The 24,129-nt window shown below is 62.8% G+C and carries 23 protein-coding genes; 19 read left to right on the top strand and 4 right to left on the bottom strand.

Going from position 1 to position 24,129, the window contains the following annotated elements; translation table 11 throughout:
• Window positions 1-39: 39 nt before the first annotated feature.
• The 12 genes from LDZ23_RS27170 (at window position 40) to LDZ23_RS27115 (ending at window position 11,785) form a co-directional block, all read left to right on the top strand.
• Window positions 40-441, top strand: a complete 402-nt coding sequence (locus tag LDZ23_RS27170) for a hypothetical protein (protein ID WP_008346898.1) — start codon at window positions 40-42, stop codon at window positions 439-441.
• A gap of 99 nt (window positions 442-540) precedes the next feature.
• Window positions 541-1,044: a MaoC family dehydratase gene (locus tag LDZ23_RS27165; RefSeq protein WP_008346896.1), complete on the top strand. Its 504-nt coding sequence runs from the start codon at window positions 541-543 to the stop codon at window positions 1,042-1,044.
• Window positions 1,045-1,218: 174 nt separating this feature from the next.
• Window positions 1,219-2,565 carry an MFS transporter gene (locus tag LDZ23_RS27160; RefSeq protein ID WP_008346894.1) on the top strand — a complete coding sequence of 449 codons (1,347 nt, stop codon included), beginning with the start codon at window positions 1,219-1,221 and terminating at the stop codon, window positions 2,563-2,565.
• A complete protein-coding gene (locus LDZ23_RS27155; protein WP_008346892.1) occupies window positions 2,562-3,959 on the top strand; it encodes an MmgE/PrpD family protein in 1,398 nt (465 codons plus the stop codon). The genes LDZ23_RS27160 and LDZ23_RS27155 overlap by 4 nt, the downstream gene beginning before the upstream one ends.
• A gap of 27 nt (window positions 3,960-3,986) precedes the next feature.
• Window positions 3,987-5,171, top strand: coding sequence for an acyl-CoA dehydrogenase family protein (locus LDZ23_RS27150; RefSeq protein ID WP_008346890.1), 1,185 nt, complete (start codon window positions 3,987-3,989; stop codon window positions 5,169-5,171).
• Window positions 5,168-6,358: a CaiB/BaiF CoA transferase family protein gene (locus LDZ23_RS27145; protein WP_008346888.1), complete on the top strand. Its 1,191-nt coding sequence runs from the start codon at window positions 5,168-5,170 to the stop codon at window positions 6,356-6,358. Before LDZ23_RS27150 ends, LDZ23_RS27145 begins: the two co-directional genes overlap by 4 nt.
• Window positions 6,359-6,429: 71 nt before the next feature.
• A complete protein-coding gene (locus LDZ23_RS27140) occupies window positions 6,430-7,179 on the top strand; it encodes a GntR family transcriptional regulator (protein WP_051078976.1) in 750 nt (249 codons plus the stop codon).
• Window positions 7,180-7,198: 19 nt separating this feature from the next.
• Entirely contained in the window at window positions 7,199-7,993 is a 795-nt protein-coding gene (locus tag LDZ23_RS27135; RefSeq protein ID WP_008346884.1) for an HpcH/HpaI aldolase/citrate lyase family protein, read from the top strand.
• A gap of 25 nt (window positions 7,994-8,018) precedes the next feature.
• Window positions 8,019-8,768 (top strand): electron transfer flavoprotein subunit beta/FixA family protein, encoded by a 750-nt coding sequence (locus tag LDZ23_RS27130; RefSeq protein WP_008346882.1) that lies wholly within the window; start codon window positions 8,019-8,021, stop codon window positions 8,766-8,768.
• 2 nt (window positions 8,769-8,770) lie between these two features.
• Entirely contained in the window at window positions 8,771-9,703 is a 933-nt protein-coding gene (locus LDZ23_RS27125) for an electron transfer flavoprotein subunit alpha/FixB family protein (RefSeq protein WP_008346880.1), read from the top strand.
• Window positions 9,704-9,705: 2 nt separating this feature from the next.
• Window positions 9,706-10,230 carry a DUF2889 domain-containing protein gene (locus LDZ23_RS27120; RefSeq protein ID WP_008346878.1) on the top strand — a complete coding sequence of 175 codons (525 nt, stop codon included), beginning with the start codon at window positions 9,706-9,708 and terminating at the stop codon, window positions 10,228-10,230.
• Between the two features lie 82 nt (window positions 10,231-10,312).
• On the top strand, window positions 10,313-11,785 hold the full coding sequence (locus LDZ23_RS27115; RefSeq protein ID WP_033535811.1) for a mechanosensitive ion channel family protein: 1,473 nt from the start codon (window positions 10,313-10,315) through the stop codon (window positions 11,783-11,785).
• Between the two features lie 9 nt (window positions 11,786-11,794).
• Here LDZ23_RS27115 and flhC read toward each other — a convergent pair whose 3' ends face one another.
• Both flhC and flhD read right to left on the bottom strand, forming a co-directional pair.
• Window positions 11,795-12,403, bottom strand: coding sequence for a flagellar transcriptional regulator FlhC (gene flhC / locus LDZ23_RS27110; RefSeq protein WP_033535835.1), 609 nt, complete (start codon window positions 12,401-12,403; stop codon window positions 11,795-11,797).
• 22 nt (window positions 12,404-12,425) lie between these two features.
• The gene (gene flhD, locus LDZ23_RS27105; protein ID WP_008346874.1) at window positions 12,426-12,743 is read right to left on the bottom strand and encodes a flagellar transcriptional regulator FlhD; all 318 of its coding nucleotides are present in this window, start codon (window positions 12,741-12,743) and stop codon (window positions 12,426-12,428) included.
• A 325-nt stretch (window positions 12,744-13,068) separates the two neighbouring features.
• On the opposite strand from flhD, the gene LDZ23_RS27100 reads away from it, so the two are divergent.
• The 5 genes from LDZ23_RS27100 (at window position 13,069) to LDZ23_RS27080 (ending at window position 18,395) form a co-directional block, all read left to right on the top strand.
• Window positions 13,069-13,953, top strand: a complete 885-nt coding sequence (locus tag LDZ23_RS27100) for a LysR substrate-binding domain-containing protein (protein ID WP_008346873.1) — start codon at window positions 13,069-13,071, stop codon at window positions 13,951-13,953.
• A gap of 138 nt (window positions 13,954-14,091) precedes the next feature.
• Window positions 14,092-15,333, top strand: coding sequence for a CaiB/BaiF CoA transferase family protein (locus LDZ23_RS27095; protein WP_008346872.1), 1,242 nt, complete (start codon window positions 14,092-14,094; stop codon window positions 15,331-15,333).
• Complete coding sequence (locus tag LDZ23_RS27090; protein WP_008346871.1) at window positions 15,330-16,106, top strand: enoyl-CoA hydratase-related protein; 777 nt, start codon at window positions 15,330-15,332, stop codon at window positions 16,104-16,106. Before LDZ23_RS27095 ends, LDZ23_RS27090 begins: the two co-directional genes overlap by 4 nt.
• A 30-nt stretch (window positions 16,107-16,136) precedes the next feature.
• Complete coding sequence (locus tag LDZ23_RS27085; RefSeq protein WP_008346870.1) at window positions 16,137-16,958, top strand: enoyl-CoA hydratase-related protein; 822 nt, start codon at window positions 16,137-16,139, stop codon at window positions 16,956-16,958.
• Window positions 16,959-17,021: 63 nt separating this feature from the next.
• Window positions 17,022-18,395 (top strand): MFS transporter, encoded by a 1,374-nt coding sequence (locus tag LDZ23_RS27080; RefSeq protein WP_008346869.1) that lies wholly within the window; start codon window positions 17,022-17,024, stop codon window positions 18,393-18,395.
• A 49-nt stretch (window positions 18,396-18,444) separates the two neighbouring features.
• On the opposite strand, the gene LDZ23_RS27075 is transcribed toward LDZ23_RS27080, so the two are convergent.
• Entirely contained in the window at window positions 18,445-19,821 is a 1,377-nt protein-coding gene (locus LDZ23_RS27075) for an NAD-dependent succinate-semialdehyde dehydrogenase (protein WP_008346868.1), read from the bottom strand.
• A gap of 125 nt (window positions 19,822-19,946) precedes the next feature.
• Between LDZ23_RS27075 and LDZ23_RS27070 the strand changes: the two genes are divergently transcribed.
• Window positions 19,947-20,927: an AraC family transcriptional regulator gene (locus tag LDZ23_RS27070; protein ID WP_008346866.1), complete on the top strand. Its 981-nt coding sequence runs from the start codon at window positions 19,947-19,949 to the stop codon at window positions 20,925-20,927.
• A 14-nt stretch (window positions 20,928-20,941) separates the two neighbouring features.
• Here LDZ23_RS27070 and LDZ23_RS27065 read toward each other — a convergent pair whose 3' ends face one another.
• Window positions 20,942-21,895, bottom strand: coding sequence for a LysR family transcriptional regulator (locus LDZ23_RS27065; protein WP_033535810.1), 954 nt, complete (start codon window positions 21,893-21,895; stop codon window positions 20,942-20,944).
• Between the two features lie 185 nt (window positions 21,896-22,080).
• On the opposite strand from LDZ23_RS27065, the gene LDZ23_RS27060 reads away from it, so the two are divergent.
• Window positions 22,081-24,126, top strand: coding sequence for a hydantoinase/oxoprolinase family protein (locus tag LDZ23_RS27060; protein WP_008346862.1), 2,046 nt, complete (start codon window positions 22,081-22,083; stop codon window positions 24,124-24,126).
• The last annotated feature ends 3 nt before the right edge of the window (window positions 24,127-24,129 follow it).

Raw genomic sequence — 24,129 nt, 5'->3', positions numbered from 1 at the left:
ACCGGATACTGTTGCCCCGCCAGGGGCTGGGAGAATTCGATGCGCGCCTTCGTCTCGCTGCCGGTTCTTGCGTTGCCGATCCTTCTCGCCGCGTGCAACACGCCGCCGATTCCGCCGGGCAAATCGGTGGACATACCCACGGCGCTTCAGAACGTCCTCGATGGCGTGTGCAACTTCCGGAAGACGCAGGCCGAGCGCAAGCAGAACTACGGCGTGGCGATCGATTCGATCACCGTCGAACTCGATCTGACCGTCGATGGCGCGCAGACTCCGCCCGTCGCCGTCGCGCCCGATATCAAGTTCATCCCGACCGTCAGTTACGGGCACATCATCACGGCGAACACGGGAAGCAGGCTGCTCGTATCGCTGAAGAATCTCGATGGCGCGAAAGGCGCGGACATGCAGTGCCCGCCGCCGCCGCCCGCCAGCCCCGCTAAGTAAGCGAGGGTTTACCGCAATCCATTCCTGCTTGACGTCGGCTGCGCTGCGCCTGATACTTTGTCCGTACAAAGTGATGTTTAAGACAGGAGGCATGACGCAATGCATTCGGACAGAGTAGGCAAGCAGCGATATCGGGCGAGTTACGGCCGTTATCTGGAGGATTTCACAGTCGGCGATATATACGAGCATCGCCCGGGCCGCACGATCACAGACGCGGACAACATTCAGTTCTCGCTGCTGACGATGAACTTTCATCCGATGCACTGCGACGCGCATCACGCCTCGAAGAGCGAGTTCGGCAAGCTTCTCGTGAGCAGCGGCCTCACGGTCGCGATCGTGCTCGGCATGTCGGTGAACGACGTGAGCGGCAAGGCCATCGCCAATCTCGGCTGGAAGGAAATTCGCCTGACGGGCCCTGTTTTTGCGGGCGATACGCTTTATGCGGAGTCGGAAGTGCTCGAAGTGCGCGAATCGAAATCGCGCCCGACGCAGGGCATCGTCACGGTGCACACGCGCGCGTTCAATCAGGACGGCAAGCCCGTCATGGATTTCATCCGTACCGCGCTGATCGCCAAGCGCGGCCACGGCACCGCCGAAGACTGACCGCACATATCGCCGGCGTTGTCGCGCGCCGGCGTCCCGTTTCCGTTTCGCATACAAGACCGTTCGATTGCATCGATGCATCGGCGCACGGCGGCGAGACGGTTCATCGTCACAGTACTGGAGACAACTGTGAGTCATTACGTTAGCTCGGGCGCCCGGCTGGACCGGCTGCCGATGTCGCGTTTTCACTGGAAGATTCTGGGCCTCATCAGCGCGGGCGCGTGCCTCGACGCGTTCGACGTCTATCTCGCGGGCGGCGTATCCGCCGCGATGCTCAAGGCGGGTTTCTCGACGATGCAGCTCAACGCATTGTTCGTGTCGTCGGGCTTTTTCGGCATGGTGATCGGCGCGGGCTTGTCCGGCTATCTCGGCGATCGCTTCGGACGCCGCTCGTCGTATCAGTTCAATCTCGCGCTCTTCGGTTTGATGTCCTTCGTCGCCGCGTTCGCACCGAATATCCAGTGGCTGATCGGCGCGCGCTTCGTCATGGGCATCGGGCTGGGCGCGGAGCTGGTCGTCGCGGCGGGCACGTTGTGCGAGTTCATTCCGCCCGCGTATCGCGGACGCTGGATTTCGCTGCTCGGTCTCATCGTCAATTCGGGTCTCGTGCTCGCGACGAGTGTCGGTTACGTGGTGATTCCGCATCTCGGCTGGCGCTGGATGTTCGGCATCGCGGGCATCGGCGCGGTGATCGTATGGGCGCTGCGTCATCGCATGCCGGAATCGCCGCGCTGGCTCGAATCGGTCGGACGCACGCAGGAAGCCGAGGACACCGTGAGCGCGATCGAAGCGGAAGTCGCGCATCAGAAGGGACCGCTGCCCGACTGTGCGCGCACGCAGAATCTCGAAGTGCCGCGCGCGCCGCTGTCGGCGCTGTTTCGCCGCGGCATGATCGGACGCACGCTGACGGCCGCATTGACGGCGATCGCGGTGAACGTCGCGGTGTACGGCTTCGTCGCGTGGCTGCCGACGTTCTTCGTCCACGAAGGGCGCGATATTGTCACGTCGCTCGGCTTCACGACGCTGATGTCGTTCGGCGCACCGTTCGGCGCAGTGCTCGGCTACCTCACCGCCGACCGCCTCGGACGCGCGAAAGGTCTCGTGTTCTATAGCGTCATCGCGATCGTGCTGGGCTTCGTCTATCCGCAGATGACGGCCAACGCGGCGATCGCCATCGTCGGCTTCACGCTCGTCAGTTGCATCTTCGGCATCGTCACGCTGGGTCTCTTCGGCTACGTGCCCGAGCTCTTCCCGACCGCGCTGCGCCTGCGCGGCACCGGCGTGGCGGGCGTGTGCGGACGTATCGCGTCGATGCTCACGTCGTATGCCGCCGTGATCCTGTATGCGCAACTCGGGCTGTTCGGCGTGCTCGGCATGGTCGCGGGCGTTCTGATCCTGCTCGTGATCGCCGTGCTGAGTCTCGGCGTGGATGCGAACCAGTTCTCGCTGGAAGAAGTCTCGCCCGATGAAGAAGCCAACGCAGACGATCTGCCGCTCAACCATCAGGGAGCCACGCGATGAACGCACGCAACGACATGCAGCAGGCGCAAACCGTATCGCAACGCCTTGCATCGTTTTCGACGCATCTGCAATTGAGCGACGTGCCGCAAAGCGTGCGCGAGCGCGCGAAGCATCTGATTCTCGACAGCATCGGCCTGGCTTATGCGACCTTGAAACTGCCGTACGCGACCTCGACGCTCGCCGCGATGCAGGAGCTCGGCAGCGGCGAAGCGACGGTGTTCGGCCACACGCAGAAGCTCGCATTGCGCGATGCGATGCTGCTCAACGGCCTTCTGATTCACAGCCTCGACTTCGACGACACGCATGCACGCGGCGTGATCCACTCGACGGCGAGCGCGTTTCCGGTCGCGTTCAATCTCGCCGAGCGCGAGAACGCGAGCGGCGCGGATCTGCTCACCGCGTATCTCTGCGCGATGGAAGTATCGACGCGCGTCGGCTCGGCGGCGAAGAGCGGCTTTCATCACGCGGGCTTTCATCCGACGGGACTCGTCGGCGCATTCGGATGCGCGCTCGGCGCGGCGCGTCTTCTGGGTCTGCCGATCGAAGCGGCGCAGCATGCGCAAGGCATCGTGCTGTCGATGGCATCGGGCAATCTCGAGTTCCTGCAGGACGGCGCGTGGACCAAGCGTCTGCATCCGGGATGGGCGGCGGTAGCGGGCGCGACTTCGGCGACGCTCGCGAAGCATGGTTATATCGGTCCGGGCGCGGCTTATGAAGGACGCTTCGGTCTCTATGCGCTTTACATGAAGACGCCGCTCGAAGCGGGCGATATCGATATCGCAACGGCGGGCCTCGGCGAGACATGGGAGATCGACGGCGTTGCGTTGAAGCCGATTCCCGCGTGTCACTTCACGCATGCTTCGTCGGATGCGGCCATCGCGCTTCATCGCGCACATGGTTTGCAAGCCGACGACATCGAGCGTGTGATCGTGCGCGTGCCCGGCCCGACGATTCCCATCGTGTGCGAGCCGGTCGCGCCGAAGCAAAGGCCGTCGAACAGCTATGACGCGCAGTTCAGCATTCCGTACATCGTCGCGACGGGGTTGTTGCGCGGCCGCTTCACGCTCGACGATCTCGAAGCCGAAGCGCTCGCCGATGAAACCGTGCGCGCCGTCGCGGCCCGCGTCACGCACCAAGCGGATCAGGACTCGACGTTTCCGCGTCACTACACCGGCGAAGTGATCGTCCATACGCGGGACGGCCGCATGCTGACGCATCGCGAGTCGATCAATCGCGGCTCGTCCGACAGGCCGCTCACGAATGAGGACATCGTCGCGAAGTTCTTCGACAACGCGCAGCGCAACGTTTCGCGCGATGCCGCCGAGCGCATCTGCGAAGCGGTGCTCTCGCTCGACACGCGACCGGCGCGCACGCTTGCGCAAGCGCTCGCATAAGACGTACACACGAATACAGGAGAAGCAATGGCCACCATCGACGCCGATCAACAGCAGGACATGAGCAATTACGAAGAGAACGAGACGCTCATTCTCGACATGCTCGACCGCTTCCTCAAGACGGAAGTGAAACCCTACGTGCACGAACTCGATGCGAAGGACGAGTATCCGCACGAGATCGTCGAGAAGATGAAGGACATGGGACTCTTCGGCTGCCTGATCTCGCCCGAGTACGGCGGCCTCGGTCTCACGACTTCGACGTACGCGAAGATCGTCGATCGCATTTCCGCGGTATGGATGTCGGTGAGCGGCATCATCAATTCGCATCTCATCATGGCGATGACGATCCAGCGCAACGGCACCGAAGCGCAGAAGCGCGAGTTCCTGCCGCGCATGGCGACGGGCGAGTTGCGCGGCGGCATCGGCCTGACCGAACCGGATTGCGGCACGGACCTCCAGGCGATCCGCACGGTCGCGAGGCGCGACGGCGATCACTATGTCGTCAACGGCAGCAAGACGTGGATCACGAACAGCAAGTACGGCAACATCCTCGCGCTGCTCGTGAAGACCGATCCGGAAGCGCAGCCGCGTCACAAGGGCATGAGCCTTCTGATCGTCGAGAAGGGACCGGGCTTCGAAGTGAGCCGTCAGTTGCAAAAGCTCGGCTATAAGGGCATCGATACGTGCGAGCTTACGTTCACCGATTTTCGCGTGCCGGTGTCGAGCGTGATCGGCGGGCAGGAAGGGCTCGGCCTCAAGCAGATTCTGAGCGGGCTGGAGCTGGGCCGCATCAATGTCGCCGCGCGCGGGGTCGGTGTTGCGCAAGCCGCGCTCGATGAAGCGGTCGCGTATTCGCAGCAGCGCAAGACCTTCGGCAAGCCGATCTGCGAGCATCAGGCGATTGCGCTCAAGCTCGGCGAAATGGCGACGCGCGTGGAAGCCGCGCGCCTTCTGACGGACTCGGCCGCGCGCGCATACGACAAAGGTCTGCGCTGCGACATGGAAGCGGGCATGGCGAAGTACTTCGCAACCGAAGCGGCTGTCGAGAACAGCATGGAAGCAATGCGCATTCATGGCGCGTATGGCTATTCGAAGGAATACAACGTCGAGCGGCTGTATCGCGATGCGCCGCTTCTGACCATCGGCGAAGGCACCAACGAGATGCAACGCCTGATCATCGCCAAGATGCTGATTGCGAGGAACCCTGCATGAGCCTGCCTCTTTCCGGCGTACGCATCGTCGCCATAGAACAATACGGCGCAGGTCCGTTCGCGACCCAACATCTCGCCGATCTCGGCGCGGAAGTCATCAAGATCGAAAACTTCCGCGAAGGCGGCGATGTGGGCCGCAACGTGGGACCGCATTTTTTCGGCGAAGGCGATAGCCACTTCTTCGAAGCGTTCAATCGCAACAAGTGCAGTCTGACGCTCGATCTGAAGAAGCCCGAAGGGCGCGACGTGCTGCTCGATCTCGTCAAGTCGAGCGATGCCGTCTTCAACAATCTGCGCGGCGATCTGCCCGTGAAGCTGGGTCTCACTTACGATCAGTTGAAGGACGCGAATCCGGCTATCGTATGCGCGCATTTGTCGGCATATGGACGCACCGGCAGCCGCGCATCGTGGCCCGGCTACGACTATCTGATGCAGGCGGAAGCGGGTTATCTCTCGGTCACTGGCGAGCCGGACAGTCCGCCGGCGCGCTTCGGTCTGTCGATCATCGATCTGATGACGGGCACCACCGCCGCGATGGCGCTGCTCGCGGGTCTCGTGCAGGCGCGCACGACGGGCATCGGCCGCGACATGGACACGAGTCTCTTCGATGTCGCGCTGCATAACCTCGCGTATGTCGGCACTTGGTATCTGAACGGCGGCACGGTGACAGGACGGGACCGGCGCTCCGCGCATCCGTCGCTGACGCCGAGCCAGCTGTACAAGACGAAGGACGGCTGGATCTTCCTGATGTGCAACAAGGAAAAGTTCTGGGGCGTGCTGGCGGAGATACTCGACAAGCCTTCGTGGATCACCGATGAACGCTTCTGCAATTTCAAGGCGCGGCTCGCGAATCGCGATCTCGTCGAACAGGAACTCGATGCGGCGCTTTCGCGCGCGACGACCGCCGAATGGCTCGCACGTCTGGGCGGACGCGTGCCCGCCGCGCCGGTGTACGACATCAAGCAGGCGCTCGACAATCCGTTCGTCGCGGAGCGGCAAGGCGTGACCGAAGCGGAGCATCCGCGCTTCGGCAAGGTGCGCAACGTGGCGGCGCCGGTTCGCGTGAACGAGACCTTGCCCGCGCGTTCGGCGCCCGAACTGGGACAGGACAACGCGAGGCTTTTCGCCGAACTCGGTTACGATGCTGGTCGGATCGCCCGGTTGCGCGAGAGCGGTGCGGTGCAATGACGATGCTCGCACCGGATGATGTCGCGCGACAGGCGGATCCCTCCGTCAATCCTTCATCGTGCGTGCAAAAGATGGTCAACGTGCTCGGTCAGCAGCCGCGCTATCTGCAATTGGCGCAGACGCTCATTAACGAAATACAGAGCGGGCGCTTTCCGGTGGGCTCCACCATTCCCACCGAATTCGAACTCTGCGAGCAGTTCGGCGCGAGCCGCTCGACCGTGCGCGAGGCAGTCAAGCAGCTCGTGCAGCTCGGCATGGTCGTGCGGCAGGCGGGCATCGGCACGACCGTCAAGGCCGTGAATTCGGAAGGCAGCTATCGGCAGGTCATGCAGCAGTTGAGCGACCTGCATCGCTATTCCGCCGATACCGCGCTCGAGGTCCTGAAGAAAGAGACCGTCGAAGTGAGCGATGCGTCGCTCTGCAAGATGTTGCAGGCGAAGCCCGGCGAAACGTGGTTGCGTCTCGAAGGCATTCGTCGTTCGCCGGAGAGCGTCGATCCGATCTGTCATACCGAGGTCTATATCCAGCCGGCGTTTCGTTCGCTGACAGGCATCGAGGATGATCCACACACGCCGATCTTCACGATGATCGAGCGTCAGTTCGGCGAGCAGATCGCGCGCGTGGAGCAGGAGATTCGCGCGGTGGCGCTGCCCGCGAACATCGCGCGTCTCGTCAACGCGAAGGCGCGTTCGCCCGCGCTATGGCTGTCGCGCCGCTACTTCAACAAGCGCGGCGAGATCGTCGAAGCGGCGGTCAGCATTCATCCCGCCGACCGCTTCAGTTATTCGGAGACGTTCCAGCGCGGCTGGAGCGGCACCTGACGCATTCGAGGAAATCCGCATGATTGCACGCAGTTTTCTGTTCGTTCCGGGCGATCGTCCGGAACGGTTCGACAAGGCATTGGCGACGCACGCGCATCGCGTGGTCATCGATCTGGAAGATGCCGTGGCCGTCGATGCCAAGGCGCAAGCTCGCGCGCAGATCGCGCATTGGTTACGTGAGACGCATGAGCGCGTCGTGATTCGCGTCAACGCTTTCGGTACGCCATGGCACGAAGAAGACGTCGCGATGATTCGCGCGGCGAACGTGCGCGCCGTGATGGTGCCGAAGGCCGAAGATGCGGCGCAACTCGCGGATATCGCGGCACGTTGCGCCGATGACGTCGAGTTGATCGCGCTGGTTGAGAGCGTTGCGGGCGTGGTGCGTATGCGCGAGATCGCGCAATGCGGGCGCGTTGCGCGGCTCGCGTTCGGCTCGTTCGATTTCGGCGTGGACGCGGGCATCGACGGCACCGGGCGCGAACTGGACTATGTGCGTTCGCAGTTCGTGATCGAGTCGCGGTTTGCGGGCCTGCCGCCGCCGATCGACGGCGTAACGCTCGCGACGGGCGACCTCGACGCGATCAACGCCGACGTGCTCGATGCGCGCCGCTTCGGTTTCGGCGGCAAGCTATGCATTCATCCGAAGCAGGTGGACGCCGTGAATGACGGCTTCGCACCGAGCGCCGCCGAACGCGAATGGGCGGCACGCGTGCTCGCTGCGCTGGAAGCGAATCCGCGCGGCGCGATCTCGGTGGACGGGAAACTGGTCGACAAGCCGATCGTCGATCGCGCGCGAAGAATTCAAGCCGCGTGAACGCGGTTCAACGGAGAACAACCGAATGAAGATATTGGTTCCAGTGAAGCGCGTCGTCGATTACAACGTGAAGGTCCGCGTGAAATCGGATAACACGGGTGTCGATATCGCGAACGTGAAGATGTCGATGAACCCGTTCGATGAAATCGCTGTTGAGGAAGCGGTGCGATTGAAGGAAGCGGGCGTCGCTACGGAAGTGATCGCCGTGTCGTGTGGTGTTACGCAATGTCAGGAGACGTTGCGGACGGCGTTGGCTATCGGTGCGGATCGCGCTGTGCTGATCGAAAGCGCAGAGGAATTGCAGCCGTTGGCGGTGGCGAAGCTGTTGAAGGCATTGGTCGATCAGGAGAAGCCTGAACTCGTGATCCTCGGCAAGCAGGCTATCGATGACGATTCGAATCAGACCGGTCAGATGCTTGCTGCATTGACGGGTTTGCCGCAAGCGACGTTCGCATCGAAGGTCGTTATCGCCGATGGTAGAGCGACTGTATCGCGTGAGGTCGATGGCGGCGCCGAGACGCTTTTGTTGAAGCTGCCCGCGGTAATCACGACAGACCTGCGCCTGAACGAGCCGCGCTATGTGACGCTGCCGAACATCATGAAGGCGAAGAAGAAGCCGCTGACGACGGTGAAGCCCGCCGATCTCGGCGTCGATGTCGCGCCGCGTCTCAAGACGCTGAAAGTCGTCGAGCCACCGAAGCGCAGCGCGGGCATCACCGTGCCCGACGTGAAGACGCTGGTCGAAAAACTGAAAACCGAAGCGAAGGTGATCTGAACATGACGATTCTCGTAATTGCAGAACACGACAATGCGTCGATCAAGGCAGCGACGCTGAACACGGTTGCGGCGGCATCGAAGATTGGTGGCGATGTGCATGTGCTGATCGCGGGCTCGAACGCGCAGGGCGCGGCGGATGCGGCGGCGAAGCTCGCGGGCGTTTCGAAAGTGCTCCTCGCCGATGCGCCGCAACTCGCTGAAGGCTTGGCGGAGAACGTCGAAGCTACGGTGTTGAACATCGCGAAGGATTATTCGCACATTCTGGCTCCGGCGACCGCGTACGGTAAGAACATCGCGCCGCGTATCGCTGCACACTTGGATGTCGCGCAAATCAGCGACATCACCGCCGTCGATAGCGCCGATACTTTCGAACGCCCAATCTACGCAGGCAACGCCATCGCCACGGTTCAATCGAGCGATCCGATCAAGGTCATCACCGTTCGCGCGACGGGCTTCGATCCGGTTGCGGCGGAAGGCGGCAGCGCATCGGTCGAAAAGATCGAAGCCGCAACCGATGCAGGCATCTCGCAGTTCGTGAGCCGTGAAGTGACGAAGCTCGATCGTCCGGAACTGACGAGCGCGCACATCATCGTGTCGGGTGGCCGTGGTCTGGGCAGCGGCGAGAACTACACGAAGACGCTAGAACCGCTCGCCGACAAACTCGGCGCGGCGCTGGGCGCATCGCGCGCGGCAGTCGATGCCGGCTATGTCCCGAACGACTTTCAGGTCGGTCAAACCGGCAAGATCGTCGCGCCGCAACTGTACGTTGCAGTCGGCATCTCGGGCGCGATTCAGCACTTGGCCGGCATGAAAGACTCGAAGGTCATCGTCGCCATCAACAAAGACCCCGAAGCGCCGATCTTCAGCGTCGCCGATTACGGTCTCGTCGGCGATCTGTTCTCGGTCGTGCCGGATCTCGCGAGCACGCTGTGACGATGGATCGAGTGCCGCTGCACACGCGCCAGATCACGCTGCAAGGCTTCAGACGCGCGGATGGCCTCTACGACATCGAAGGCCATCTGCGCGACACGAAGTCATACGATCGCGATTCCCATGGCGTGATCGTCAAGGCGGGCGATCCGGTGCACGAGATGATGCTGCGCATGACCATCGGCGTCGATTTCGTCATCCGCGAGGCGAAGGCCGAATCGATCATCGTGCCGTATGTCGGCCATTGCGAAACGATCGCGCCCGACTATCGCAAGCTCGAAGGCATGAAGCTCGCGCCGGGCTTCATGCGCGAAATCAGAAACGTGTTCGGCGGCTTGCGCGGCTGCACGCATCTGACCGAACTCATCGGCGCGGTGGCCACCGCCGCATTTCAGACGATGAGCGAGGAAATCAACGCGAGCGGCACCATGCGGCCGTTCCAGCTCGACGGCTGTCACGCGCTTCGTACGGATGGTCCGCTCGTGAAGGCATTTCATCCGAAGTGGTACGAGGCGCCGAAGCGCCTGTGACGCATCGGCGTGCGAGCCGTGGCTAGCGCGCGTTGCCAGCAAATGTGTATTCTCTCGAAGTCGTTCCTCGAGAGGAGCATCCGTGAAATACCCCTTGCTTCTGGGCTTCGGCATCGTCGCAATCGACGTGATCGTGTGGCGCGCGCGATTGCCCGACAATGACCTGGCCCGGCTCTTCATACGGCTCGCGCTCTTTTTTCTGTTGAGCTGGGTACTCTTTTCGTCGGGTCTGAGTCCGTTCACGCAGGCGCCGTTCGCCGACGTCGTCGAATTGCACTGGGCGGGGCAAATTCTCGAAATCATCTGGTGGTTGATGGGCGCGCGCCTGCTCACGCTCTCACTCGACACGCTGCTGCTTCCACGCGCCTGGAGAAAACAGCGGCTGTTCTCGGACGTTTTCGGTGCCGTGGTGTTTCTCGCGGCGGCCGTGGCGGCGCTTGGCTTCGTGCTCGAACTGCCGGTACGCGGCCTCGTTGCGACATCGGGCGCACTGGCGATCGTGCTGGGCCTCGCTATCCAGAGCACGCTCAGCGATGTATTCGCGGGCATCGTCATCAACACGACGGAACCCTACGCGATAGGTGACTGGGTGACGATCGACGACGTCGAGGGCAAGGTCGTCGAGATGAACTGGCGCGCGACACATCTGTTGACGGGGCAAGGCAATACGCTCATCGTCCCCAACGCTGTCGCGGCGAAGGCGAAAATCACCAATAACAGCAGACCGGGCGACGTCCACGGCATATCGATCGTCCTCGAGATCGAACCCGAGGCGCGGCCGAAGACCGTGCTGGACGGACTCGGGCGCGCGCTTACCGGTTGTAATCTGATTCTCGCGACGCCGGCCCCATACGCGCGCATGAAGCGCACGACGACGAACTCGGTCCAGTATGAAGTGGTGGCCTTCGTCGACGACATGAACAAAAAGCTCGCCGTATGCAACGAGCTCTTCGACCTCTGCTACCGCCATCTCACCGCGGCTGGCGTGGCATGGCGCGCGCTGGGCGTAGCGGCGCCCGCGCTTGCATCGAGAGATGAAAAAGAAGCCTTGTTAAGACGCGTCGACTTGTTCGACAGCCTTTCAGGCGAGGAAATAACGCGGCTCGCGAAGCGTTTGTCGCGACACGAATATCAGGCGAATCATCAGATCCTGGCGCCCGACACCGTGCCCGATAGCTTGTCGATCGTGCATTCGGGCGTGCTCTCGGTCGCGGTCGTCGAAGCGGCAGGCGCTCGCGAGGTTGCTCGCATCGGGCCGGGCGAAGCATTCGGGGAAGCGGGATTGCTCGCCGGAATCGCGATGCAAGTATCGATCTCGACGCTCACGCCATCGGTTCTATTTCAGCTGGCCAAGGACGACATGACGTCGTTTCTCAAAGATCATCCGGAAGTAGCGAAGCAAATGTGCGAGCTTCTGGCGTATCGGCAGGATAAGCTCGGCAAGCTCGCGACTCCGATGCCCGCCGAGCACGAACAAGGCCACTCGCTGTTCCAGTGGTTGATCGGGAAAGTATGGAACGCGCATTCGCTGAATCACGACTCCCGAAGCGATTGAACATACGGCTCAAGCTGCTTCAGCGGAGATGGGTAGCGCGGCCGGATCGATGACATTCTCGTCAGTCACCGACGCAAAAGCCTGAACGGCCGCGCGTGCCGCCGCTTTCCTCGTCTTGCCCGCACGCGACGGCGGCTGGCAGGCGCCGCACACGACGCCGTGCTGCAAGTCATGCTTGTGCGCGACGAACTTGCCGGTGCAGCGGCAGCAGGGCGTCAATTGCAGCATCTCCGCCTCGAAGAAACGCACGAGCGTCCAGGCGCGCGTCAGGTCGAGCACCGGTTCGGCGTCGTTGCGCGTGCAGTGCTCCAGATACAGCCGATATCCTTTGGTCAGCGCATCGAGGTGCGAGCAGCTCGCTTCGTTCTTGAGGAACAGATAAGTGTTGAAGAATAGCGACGCGTGAATGTTCGAAAGCCACGGCATGTACCAGTCCGCGGAGAAAGGCAGCATTCCCTTTGGCGGCGACACGCCTCGCACTTCACGATAAAGACGGATGAGACGTTCGCGCGAGAGCGTGAGTTCGCTTTCGAGGACCTGCATGCGCGCACCGAGTTCGATGAGCGCGACTGCGCGAAACACCTCTTGCGCTTCTTCGGTCAGGCTTTTCTTTGCAATGAGGTTCATGGAGGACGGCGCCTTAGATCAGCAGTTTGACGGGCTGACCTGCCAATAGAACGGCAGCATGCGTCGAAGCGATGTCGGCGTGCTTCGGAGGTTGCGTCAGCGCGGAGAGCAGCATGTGATCGTTGAAGCGGAACGCGCATAACAGCTGATCGGAAGAGGCGAGCTTCACGACTTGGGGCAGCGAGAGGCTCATCAGCAGATCGGCAACCTCGGCGGATAGCCCGAGGCGAAACATGCCGATCGCGCGGTCCTCGCGCAAGATTCGCTGCGCCAGGATGAGATAGGAAAGATTGATCTCTCGAATGCTTTCTTGGATTTCGAAGGTGCTCATCTTTTTAGGCCTTGATGTCTCCAAGGCTTTCGTTGCCTTCAATGATTTCAGTCTAGGCGCGCGTCTCCACCGGATCAATCGTCAGAAGATTGATTTTAATTAATCGATTAGCAACACCGTTAAAGGATTGTTATCCCGTTCTCCGGGAACGGAATATGCGCTGCGGGGCGGCCTTGTCGGCACAGGAAAGCGGCTTTGCTCACGATGATCGAGCGGCAGTCGATACCGGCGGCGCTTCAGTATTCAACTATCCGGCGAGTGGCCGCCTACCGAACCTCGACCATTTTCGCGCCACAATCCCGACATGCTTCCACACGGACAGGCTATGGAACGTCGCGCACTGCTTCCCCCGTTGAATCCGACCCGGGCGTTCGAGGCGACCGGACGCCTGCTGAGTATTTCCAAGGCCGCCGACGAATTGGCCGTGACGCCCGCCGCCGTCAGCCGGCAGGTACGCACGCTCGAAGCCTATCTGGGCGTCGATCTGTTCGAGCGTGTGAAAGGACGGCTTGAGCTGACCTCGGCGGGTGCGCGGTATCTGGCGGAGTTGATGCCGCTCTTCGCAGCGCTGCGCGAAGCCACCGACAGTCTGCGTTCGTCGGAACGGCGCGCCCGCGTGCTCAAGATCCGCTCGCCCGCCACATTCGCGGTGCGCTGGCTGATTCCGCGTCTCGCGAGCTTTCATCGGCTGCATGAAAACATCGACGTGCAACTGACGACATCACCGGCTCCGCTCAATTTCGCGCGTGAGGATATCGACGCCGGCATTCAGCTAGGCGACGGCAAGTGGCCCGGTCTGCGCGTGCAACGTCTGATCGCGAACGAACTGGTGCCTGTCGCCGCGCCGTCGAGACAGGTCAAGGCGCGCTCGCAGTTACAGGGCGAAACGCTTCTGCACACGCTCGCACGCCCTGAAGACTGGACCTTGTGGCTGAAGGCTGCGGGCCTTCCATTGAGCGGGCGACGCCGCGAGATGCGCTACGAAACGTCGCTGCTCGCGTATCAGGCAGCGATCGAAGGGCACGGCGTCGCGATCGCGCAGAAGGCGCTGGTGCGCAGCGAACTCGAAAGCGGTCTGCTCGTCGCTCCGTTTTCATTCGAGCTGGACCGCGGCAATCACACGTACTACTTCGCGTGGCCGACGGCGCGTCCGCAATCCGATGCACTGAAGATTTTCCGCCGATGGCTGCACTCGTTGCTCAACGAATAGCGCTCACGAATCGCCGACCCTTTAACAAAAAGTCAAAGGCTCGTTTCTAAATTGTCGATTGTCCGGAAGGCCGGTGAGTACCTATTCTCGTCGGCATGATTCGTCGCGGTGACGAGTCACGAGACAGGACAATCACAAATGCCAAGAGACAGCCTCAACGGCGTGCGGGTGATCGATTTCTCGCATGTCCTCGCCGGTCCGGTCTGCTCGATGACGCTCGCCGATCTCGGCGCGCACGTCGTCAAGATCGAGCCGCCCGACGGCGAGATCGGGCGGCGCATCGGCCCGCCGTGGATCAGCGGTGAAAGCCCGGCCTTCATCAGCGTCAACCGCAACAAGTACAGCGTCGCGATCGATCTGAAAACCGACGCGGGGCGCGAAGCCGTTCGCCGCATGTTGCGCGAGGCCGACGTGCTCGTCGAAAACTTTCGGCCGGGCGTGATGGCATCGATGGGACTCGACTTCGACGCACTGCGTCAGTTGAATCCCCGGCTCGTCTACTGCTCGATCTCCGCCTTCGGTCAGACGGGCGCGAATCGCAAGCGGCCGGGCGTCGATGGCGTGATCCAGGCTGTCAGCGGTCTGATGAGCACGCTCGGCACGACGAACGCCGAGCCGCTGAAAGTCCCGATTCCCGTTGCCGACATGATGGGCGGCTATCTCGCATCGATCGCGATTCTCGGCGCGCTGCATCAGGTTCGCGCGGGCGGCGGTGCCCAGCATCTCGACGTGAGTCTCTACAACGCGACGCTGATGCTGCAGCAGATCGGCTTCGCTGCGTATTTCGCGTCCGGCCGCGAGCCGGAAAAAACCGGCAGCGCCGCGCCTTATGCGTGCCCGAACGAAGCGTTCGCGACGCAGGACGGCTGGATGATGGTCGTCGCCTATCATCCGGAACGATGGCGCGCGCTGTGCGAGGTGCTCGCATCGTCCGCACTCGCAGCGGATCCGCGCTTCGCCACCAACGACGATCGCGTGCGCCATCGCAAGGCGCTGCATCACATGCTCGCGGCGCGTTTCGTCGAACGCCCGACCGCGGAGTGGATGGAACGGCTCGCAGCGCGGGACATTCTGTGTTCGCCCGTCGCAACCTACGGCGATGTCATCGAAACGGCGGAATACGCCGAATGCGGACTGGCGCAGACGATCGATCATCCGGTCGCGGGAATCATGCGTACGCACGGCTTCGCGCTCGGTCCATCCGACCGCGCAAGCGTGCCCGACGTGCCAGCGCCGCTGACGGGCCAGCACACGCTGCAGATGCTGGAGCGATACGGCTTCGCCCAAAGCGAGATCGCGGAACTGCTGAACGCGGGCGTGATCCGCCTGGGCCGCGCAACGCGCGAGACCTGCGATGAAGACCGCAAGGTGAGCGCATGAGCGCCGCGATGATACGGAGCGAACGACGCGGCCAGGTCGCGCTCGTGCGTCTCGCGTCGGATAACCCGCTCAATCCGCTGACCGACGCGTTGATGGATCAGCTCATCGACGTCCTGCTGCGCAACGAAGCCGATCCGCAAATTCACGCAATCGTTCTGACAGGGTCCGACAAGGCCTTCGCCGCCGGCGCCGACATCGTCGCGATGTCGAAGCTCGATTACGCGAGCGCATTCTCGGATGACTACATCGGACGAAGCTGGGACCGCATCCGCATGGCCCGCAAGCCGATCATCGCTGCGGTAGGCGGCTATGCGCTCGGCGGCGGCTGCGAACTGGCGATGATGTGCGACATCGTCATCGCCGCGGACGATGCGCTCTTCGGCCAGCCCGAAATCAAGCTCGGCATCGTGCCGGGCGCGGGCGGCACGCAGCGTCTGCCGCGCGCGGTGGGCAAATCGACCGCGATGCTCGCGTGCCTGACCGGCGAATCCTTCAACGCAAGCGAGGCATTGGCATATGGACTCGTGTCGATGGTCGTCGCTCGCGAGCGCTTGATCGACGAAGCGATGCGCGTCGGCGAGCAGATCGCGCGTCATTCGCTGCCGGTGATCGTCGCGATCAAGGAAGCCGTCAATCGTGCGTTCGAGTCCTCGCTGTCGGAAGGTCTGTTGTTCGAGCGAAGGCTATTTCATGCGGGCTTTGCGCTCGCCGATCAGAAAGAAGGCATGGCCGCGTTTCTCGAACGTCGTCAGGCCGCATTCCAGAACCGGTAGTTGCCGGCGAAACTATCAGGAGACTTTGTCGTGTCAGCTTATTCAAACGATTCGGGTTCGCTCGTCGAGTCATCCCTCGACGACGGCGTGCTCGTGCTCACGCTCAACAGCGCAAGCGACGGCAACGCGCTGAACGTCGCGATGACAGAGGCGCTGTCGGATGCGCTCGAAGAGATCAACGACCGGCGCGACATGCATTGCGTCCTGCTGCGTTCGTCGTCGCGGCATTTCTGCACGGGTGGCAACGTGAAGGACATGCAAAGCGGCAGCGATCTGATGAGCGGCAGCGTCGAAGACGTGCGCGACCGCTTGCATCGCAGCTTGCACCGGATCACGCGCGCATTGAGCGGTCTCGATGTGCCTTCGGTATGCGCGGTCAATGGCGCCGCAGTCGGAGCGGGCTGCGATCTCGCGTTGATGTGCGATATCCGCGTGGCGAGCACGAAAGCCGTTTTCGCAGAGAGCTTCTTGCGGCTGGGACTTGTGTCGGGCATCGGCGGATCGTGGTTTCTCGCGCGCATCGTCGGCTATGCGAAGGCGCTCGAACTGACGCTGACCAGCGAGTTCATCGATGCTGAAGCGGCGCTCAAGCTCGGCATCGTCTCGAAGGTCGTGCCGGAGGATGCGCTCGACACCGAAGCGTTGTCGCTGGCGAAACGCATCGCGCACAGCCCGCCGACTGCACTGCGCATGGCGAAGCGGCTCGTGCGCGAAGCGGCCGATGCATCGCTTGAAACGACGCTCGAAATGGCGGCGAGCATGCAGGCCATTCTGTTGTGCGGCCGCGAGCACAAGGAGGCTGTCGACCGGTTTCTCGCGCAGCAAGCGGCGAAGAAGCGCACGCACATGTGATGCGCCTTACGGCCACTGCGTCGATCGCGCGGGGCCTCACGAACTGAATCACAGGAGACGACCATGTCCACGACTTCCGGCGCGCGACATTCAAAGCCCGGCATGCTGCGGATCATCGCGACATCGAGCCTCGGCACGATGCTCGAGTACTACGATTTCTTCGTCTACGTCGCGCTGACATCGACGCTGACGCACTTGTTCCTGCCATCGACGGATCGCACGGTCGCCGCGATGGCGGGCGTCGCCACGTTCGGCATCGCGTATGTCGCGCGGCCGCTCGGCACGATCATCTTCAGCCCGATGGCCGACCGCATCGGACGCAAGAAGACCTTCGTCATCACGCTCGCGATCATGGGTATCGCGACGGTGGGCATCGGCTGTCTGCCGACCTACGCGATGGCCGGCCTGCTTGCGCCGATCGGCCTCATCGCGCTGCGCGTGGTGCAGGGCATCGCGCTCGGCGGCGAATATGGCTCCGCGGTCGTCTACGTCATGGAGCATGCGCCCGCGGGCCGCAAAGGCATGGCGACGAGCGTGCTGCAAAGCACCGCGAGCCTCGGCCTTTTGCTCGCGCTCGCTATCGTGTCGGCGCTGAAGTTCGCGCTCGATGCAGCCGCATTCGAATCGTGGGGCTGGCGCGTCCCGTTCCTGATCTCGGCGCCGATCGTCGCGGTGGCGACATGGATCCGGCTCGGCATGAAGGAAACGCCCGTGTTCGCGGAGATGAAAGAGGCGGGCCGTCTGTCGAAATCGCCGCTGCAGGACACGTTGTCGAGCGCGACGTCGTGGAAGGCGATTCTCGTCGCGATGTTCGGCGCGCAAGGCGGAACGTCGGTATCGCTTTATACGTCGATCGTCTACATGCTGTACTTCCTGCAGAACGTGTTGAAGGTCGATCCGTCGCGCGCGAATCTCTGCCTTGGCGTCGCTATCGTCGTGGCCGCGCCGCTTTATCCGGCGTTCGGCCGTCTGTCCGATGCGATCGGCCGGGCGCGCGTGATGCTGATCGGCATCGTGCTCTGGATAGTCGCAGCGTATCCGGCATTCGCGGGCATCAGGACGAATGCGCTCGCGGGCGGCTGGGTCACGGTGACGCTGCTCGTCGCGCTGCTCGCCGTGTTGACCGCGATGATCATGGCGCCGCTGCCCGCGTTTATCGCCGAATGTTTTCCACCGCAAAGCAGGACCACGGGCTTCGGATTGTCGCAACAACTCGGCAATGTGCTGTTCGGCGGGTTTCTTCCGCTCATCAGTCTTTCGCTCGTCAATCTCACGGGCAACCCGCTTGCGGGCGTCGGGTATTCGATCGTTTCGCTGTTGCCCTGCCTTGCCGTTACCTATTTTTGGGGACTGCGGCAGGATCGGCTCATTCGTCAGCGTCATTACGAAGTGCAGTGCGCGAGCCCTGCCGACACGGCTCAATTGCCGGTACGTTGAATCGGCGATGACACGAAGCGCGGCATCGCGATGCCGCGCCTCGCGTGGTTCAGGCGAGACCGGCCATCAGCGTGTATTTCACATGCACATATTCCTCGATTCCATGATGACTGCCTTCGCGTCCGTAACCGGATTGCTTCACGCCGCCGAACGGCACCGAAGCCGTGCCGACCGAGCCGGAATTCAGAATCACCATGCCCGCCTCGATGTTGCGCGACAGCCGGAACGAGCGGCCCAGATCGCGCGTGAACGCATAGGCGACGAGTCCATATTCGCTGTCGTTGCTGCGTGCGATGACTTCTGCTTCGGTCGAGAAGCGATAGATCGGAAAGACGGGACCGAAGATTTCGGTCGATGCGATCGGCATATCGTCCGCGACATCGACGAGAATCGTGGGCGCATAGAAGAGTCCGCCTTTCGCGTGCGCATGTCCGCCGAGCACGGCCTTGGCGCCGCGTTCGCGCGAATCGTCGACGAGCTTGCCGACCTTGTCGATGGCCGCACGATTGATCAGCGGACCGACGACAAACCGGTCCTGCAGCCCTTGATCGACCGGGATCGCTTCGACGAGCGCCTTGACGCGCTGAACGAACGCATCGTGGATGCTCGCCTGCACATACACGCGGTTCGGCGAAATGCAGACCTGTCCGCTGTTGCGCAGCTTCGCGGACACGAGCGCTTTCGCGGCTTCGTCGAGATCGGCATCGTCGAAGACGATGAAGGGCGCGTTGCCGCCGAGTTCCATCGTCATTTTCTTCAGCGTGCCGGCGCACTGCGCGGCGAGCAGCTTGCCGACCGCGGTCGAACCCGTGAACGAGATCTTGCGAATGCGCGGATCGTCGGTGATGAGTTTGCCGATCTGAACGGGGTCGCCCGTCACCATTTCGAACACGCCTTCCGGAATGCCGGCGCGGCGCGCGTATTCGAGCAGCTTGTACGCGGTCAGCGGCGTTTCCTCGGCAGGCTTCAAGAGGATCGTGCAACCCGCCGCGAGCGCGGTCGCGACCTTGCGCGTAATCATCATGAACGGGAAGTTCCACGGCGTGATCGACGCAACCGGCCCGACAGGCTCTTTCGTGACGATCACCGCTGCGTCTTTCGCGTGCGTGGGGATGGTATCGCCGTACACGCGTTTCGCTTCCTCCGCGTACCATTCGACGAAGCCCAGGCCATAGTCGATTTCGCCGAAGGCTTCCGACATGCACTTGCCGTTCTCGCGGCACATCAGTTCGGCGAACGCGGTCTTGTCGGCGCTGACGAGGTCGAACCATGCGCGCAGCAGTGCGCTTCGTTCGCGTGCCAATGTGCGTGACCACGCCGGAAAGGCCGCGCATGTGCGGTCGATGGCGGCGCGCACCTGCGCTTCCGAATGATGTTCGACTTGCCCGACGAGCGTGCCGTCGGCGGGATTGAGTACATCGATCATGCTTGTTCTCCGAGGTGAGTTGACTTGCATGATCGAATGTTAGGCATATGGCAACGCGACGAGAACGCGTGATCGTCTGCAAAGCTTGCCCGATTCTATGAACACGCCTTTATCGAACTCGACGCATGAAAACGCACCGCCCGCCCAAATTGCCGACGATGGAAACCGAAGCCGCCGCACTCGCTCGCGTGCACGCTTCGATGGTGAGCCGGCTGCTGGAACTCGCGCCGAACGAAGGCTATAACGCGACGCCGATGCCGGACATTCGCCTGTTGCGATCTAACCGTCCGCTCACGCGTACGCCGGTGCTGTACGAGCCGGGTATCGTCGTCATCGCGCAAGGCCGCAAGCGCGGCTACCTCGGCAGCAAGGTGTATGTCTACGATGCGCAGCACTATCTGGCTGTCGCGTTGCCGCTGCCGTTCTCGATGGAAACCGACGCCACCGCCGACGAACCGTTGCTCGCGGTGTACGTGCGTCTCGATGCGACGCTCGCCGCCGATGTATTGCTGCAGATCGACGAGCGCAATGGCGTGGTGCCCGGCGAGCCGGGCGGCATGGCCACGACGCGGCTCGATCTGGCGCTCGGCGAAACCATGCTGCGCTTTCTCGACGCAATGCGCGATCCGCTCGAAGCCGCGCTATTGGGGCCGACGCTGGTGCGCGAGATTTACTTTCGCGTGTTTATCGGCGAGCAGGGCGCTTCGATGCGCGCCGCGCTCGACCTCGATGGACATTTCGGGCGCATTTCCAAGGTGCTGCGCAAGATCCATTCGAGCTATGCCGAGGCGCTGACGATCGAAACGCTCGCAAGGGAAGCGGCCATGAGCGTGCCGTCCTTTCATATGCACTTCAAGGCGGCCACCAATACTTCTCCGCTGCAGTACATCAAGTCGACGCGACTGCATCAGGCGAGGCTATTGATGGCGCGGCAAGGCATGACGGCTGCGGCGGCGAGCGCGCGAGTCGGCTATGAGAGCGCATCGCAGTTCAGCCGCGAATTCAAGCGGCTTTTCGGCGGCACGCCTTCGGAAGAATTACGACGAATGAAGCGGCATTTCGCGGTGCCGGAGGCGGGGCCGTCGCCTTATGTGTCGTCGCATTGAACCGACATTCCTCGTTAAAGCTCATTGCGTCGAAGCTGCTCGTCGCGCTTCTCTTTGCATAACTCGATGAACCTCTGCACCGGCGCCGTCGGCGTAGCGCCGCGACGCGTTGCGATCCCGTACGGCGCGCCACGTCGCTCGATACGGATCGGCAGCACCGCCATCATGCCGTGCGCCTGAAAGTATTGCGCGACCTTCAGTGGCATCAGCGCAACGGTCCCCGCGCTGGCGCGCAATAACGACAACGTCGCGAACGTCGATGACGTTTCGATCGCGTATCGCGGAAAAGGAACCTCCGCGTCGTCGAAAAGCTGTTCGAGCAGCGAGCGCATCGGCAGGGCGGCTTGCGGCACGATCCACGGATTGTCCGCAAGCGCTTCGAGCGTCAGGCGCTGCACGCTCGCGAGCGGATCGGCGCCATCGACCACGAGACACACTTCCTCCACTTCGAGCGGAATGAAATCGTAAGCCTCAGGGTGAACGCTGATGCTCGGCCGCCCGATGACGAGATCGAGCAGACGCTGATCGAGCATCGACAGCAAACGCGCGCTGTTGTCCTCCCAGACCTCGACGGACACGTCCGGCTGCACTTGCCGCAGCGCACGCAGGATGGGCGCGAGCCACTCGGGCATCGAACCCATCACCGCGCCGATGGCAAGCATCCCTCCGCCGCCGCGCATGATGGCCGCAAGCTCGTCGCGCAGCGCGCCGATCTCCGAACGCACCGCGCGCGCGTGACGAATCACGCAGCGCCCGAGTTCGTTCGGCACGATGCCGCGCGGCGAACGGGCAAACAGTTCAGTGCCGAACATCGCCTCGATTTCGCGCAGCGACTTGGTCGTCGCGGGCTGCGAGAGCGACACCTGTTGCGCCGCCTTGCGCAGCGAGCCATGGTCGTCGAGCGCGATCAAAAGCGCGACGTGATTGCCGCGCAGCCGCCTCAATATCGCATCGATACTGGTTATCACCGATATAACTCCAACGTCTCACCTGATCGGAACGTTTCATTATCTGGCCGCGCCGATGCCTCTTTAAACTGGCTCGGTCGATGTTCGTCACAGCCGGGCGCTCGACGGCGCGGCTCGATCATGCCGGAACTCACGCGGCCTCGGCAAGCGCAGCAGAAATCACGCATCCACAGGAGAGAGGCAAATTGAAAAGAATCGGACTCGATGTCGGCGGCACCTTCACCGATGTCGTGATGGTGGACGACGAAGCAGGGCGCATCTGGTCGACCAAGGTGCCGACGACGCCGAAGGATCGCGTCATCGGCACGATTGAAGGCTTTCGCAAGATTCTCGAACTCTCGGGCACCGACAGCGCCGACGTATCGTTCATCGGCCACGGCACGACGATGGCGACCAACATGGTCGTCGAGGGCACCGGCGCGAAGACCGCGCTCGTCACCACGCGCGGCTTTCGCGACATCCTCGAACTAAGGCGCGTGTCGCGTCACGACCGCGCCGATCTTTACGATCTGCTGTTCGAGAATCCGCGTCCGCTCGTCGAGCGGCGCTGGCGGCTCGAAGTGAACGAGCGCCTGCGCCATGACGGCAGCATCGAAACGCCGCTCGATCACGCGCAGCTCGAAGCGCTCGCCGAAGAGATTCGCGCGTCGGATATCGAAGCCGTCGCCGTGTGCTTTCTGCACGCGCACGTCAATCCGCGGCACGAACGCGAAGCCGTCGAAACGCTGCGCCGTCTGCTGCCGGAGCGCTTCGTGTGTGCATCGCACGAAGTGAATCCCGAATCGATGGAATACGAGCGCGCGAGCTCGACGGTCATCAACGCGATGCTCGGTCCGGTCTGCGGGCGCTACATCGGCCGGCTCATCAGCGCGCTGGCGCAGCATGGCTTCGCGGGAAAATTCCTTTTCATGCAGTCGAACGGCGGGCTCGCGAGTCCGGCCATGGTCGCCGACAAGCCGATCGTGCTGCTCGAATCCGGCCCGGCGGGCGGCGTCTCGGCGGCGATCCGCAACTGCGAGAAGAGCGAGCTGAAGAACGCGATTCTCGGCGACATGGGCGGCACGACCTTCGATGTTTCGCTGATCCGCGACTCGCGCCCCGAACTGCGCAACAAGAGCCTGCTGCACACGTACACCGTGCGCTCGCCCAGCATCGACATCGATTCGGTCGGCGCGGGCGGCGGCTCGATCGTGTGGATCGACGCGGGCGGCGGCGTGCGCATCGGACCGGAGAGCGCGGGCGCCGATCCCGGACCGGCGTGCTACGGGCGCGGTGGCACGCGCCCGACCGTCACGGACTGCAATCTGGTTCTCGGCTATATCGATCCCGACAGCTTCCTCGGCGGCGAATTCAAGCTCGATGCGCAGGCGGCATGGCGCGTCGTCGATGAAGTCATCGCGCAGCCGCTCGGCGTCTCCGTGCCCGAAGCCGCGCAGGTCGTGCGCTCGGTCGCGAACGCGTTGATGGCGCAGGCCATCCGCATCATGACAGTCGAGCGCGGCTACGACCCGCGCGAGTTCTCGTACATCTGCTACGGCGGCGCGGGGCCGGTGCACGCGGTCGATCTCGCCCACGAAATGGGTATCCGGCGCGTGGTGATTCCGCCGCTGCCGGGTCTTTTCAGCGCGTTCGGCATGACGGTCGCGGATCAGCAATACGACTATCAGCGTCCGCTGGAAAGCGATCTCGCGATGATCGACGACGCGACTCTGAACGCCGCGCTCGATGAACTGGCAGCGCTTGGCATGGAAGAGCTTCAGCGTCACGGCGTCGAAGCGCAGGGCGTGAAGGTCGTGCGTCTCGCCGATTGCCGCTACGCCGGCCAGCCCGATGTCATCACGGTCGAAGTGCAGGCGGACGCAGTGGGCATCCGCGCGGCGCTCGCGCAAGCCTTCGAGGACGCGCATCTGCGGCAATGGAACTTCATCAGCAAGGACAAGCCGGTCGTGGTCGCCAACGTGCGTCTGCAACTCGTGACGACGACCGGCTGGCGCGGCTCGGTCGCGAGCGCCGATGGTGGCGCGCTGCCGCAGCCGGTTCGCACCCGCGAAGTGTATTTCGATGGCCACGCGCGCACGCTGCCGGTGTTCGCGCGCACGCAGATTCCGGTCGGCGCGACGATCGAAGGGCCGGCGGTCATCGAAGAACACAGCAGTTGCGCGGTGCTGAAGGCGTCGCATGTCGCGCGCGTCGATCCCGATCTCAATCTCGTCATCGAACTGGCAGCCTGAATT

It is taken from the genome of Caballeronia zhejiangensis (genome assembly GCF_022879815.1).
GTDB classification, from domain to species: Bacteria; Pseudomonadota; Gammaproteobacteria; order Burkholderiales; family Burkholderiaceae; genus Caballeronia; species Caballeronia zhejiangensis.
Note: the sequence above shows the minus strand (reverse complement) of the source record. Positions and strands in the feature narration are given on the sequence as shown.

What these genes read in the sequence shown, in the direction of transcription:
- LDZ23_RS27170 (WP_008346898.1), top strand. Translation starts at nt 40, where the DNA reads ATGCGCGCCTTCGTCTCGCTGCCGGTTCTTGCGTTGCCGATCCTTCTC.
- LDZ23_RS27165 (WP_008346896.1), top strand. Translation starts at nt 541, where the DNA reads ATGCATTCGGACAGAGTAGGCAAGCAGCGATATCGGGCGAGTTACGGC.
- LDZ23_RS27160 (WP_008346894.1), top strand. Translation starts at nt 1,219, where the DNA reads ATGTCGCGTTTTCACTGGAAGATTCTGGGCCTCATCAGCGCGGGCGCG.
- LDZ23_RS27155 (WP_008346892.1), top strand. Translation starts at nt 2,562, where the DNA reads ATGAACGCACGCAACGACATGCAGCAGGCGCAAACCGTATCGCAACGC.
- LDZ23_RS27150 (WP_008346890.1), top strand. Translation starts at nt 3,987, where the DNA reads ATGGCCACCATCGACGCCGATCAACAGCAGGACATGAGCAATTACGAA.
- LDZ23_RS27145 (WP_008346888.1), top strand. Translation starts at nt 5,168, where the DNA reads ATGAGCCTGCCTCTTTCCGGCGTACGCATCGTCGCCATAGAACAATAC.
- LDZ23_RS27140 (WP_051078976.1), top strand. Translation starts at nt 6,430, where the DNA reads ATGGTCAACGTGCTCGGTCAGCAGCCGCGCTATCTGCAATTGGCGCAG.
- LDZ23_RS27135 (WP_008346884.1), top strand. Translation starts at nt 7,199, where the DNA reads ATGATTGCACGCAGTTTTCTGTTCGTTCCGGGCGATCGTCCGGAACGG.
- LDZ23_RS27130 (WP_008346882.1), top strand. Translation starts at nt 8,019, where the DNA reads ATGAAGATATTGGTTCCAGTGAAGCGCGTCGTCGATTACAACGTGAAG.
- LDZ23_RS27125 (WP_008346880.1), top strand. Translation starts at nt 8,771, where the DNA reads ATGACGATTCTCGTAATTGCAGAACACGACAATGCGTCGATCAAGGCA.
- LDZ23_RS27120 (WP_008346878.1), top strand. Translation starts at nt 9,706, where the DNA reads ATGGATCGAGTGCCGCTGCACACGCGCCAGATCACGCTGCAAGGCTTC.
- flhD (WP_008346874.1), bottom strand. Translation starts at nt 12,743, where the DNA reads ATGAGCACCTTCGAAATCCAAGAAAGCATTCGAGAGATCAATCTTTCC.
- LDZ23_RS27100 (WP_008346873.1), top strand. Translation starts at nt 13,069, where the DNA reads ATGGAACGTCGCGCACTGCTTCCCCCGTTGAATCCGACCCGGGCGTTC.
- LDZ23_RS27095 (WP_008346872.1), top strand. Translation starts at nt 14,092, where the DNA reads ATGCCAAGAGACAGCCTCAACGGCGTGCGGGTGATCGATTTCTCGCAT.
- LDZ23_RS27090 (WP_008346871.1), top strand. Translation starts at nt 15,330, where the DNA reads ATGAGCGCCGCGATGATACGGAGCGAACGACGCGGCCAGGTCGCGCTC.
- LDZ23_RS27080 (WP_008346869.1), top strand. Translation starts at nt 17,022, where the DNA reads ATGTCCACGACTTCCGGCGCGCGACATTCAAAGCCCGGCATGCTGCGG.
- LDZ23_RS27075 (WP_008346868.1), bottom strand. Translation starts at nt 19,821, where the DNA reads ATGATCGATGTACTCAATCCCGCCGACGGCACGCTCGTCGGGCAAGTC.
- LDZ23_RS27070 (WP_008346866.1), top strand. Translation starts at nt 19,947, where the DNA reads ATGAAAACGCACCGCCCGCCCAAATTGCCGACGATGGAAACCGAAGCC.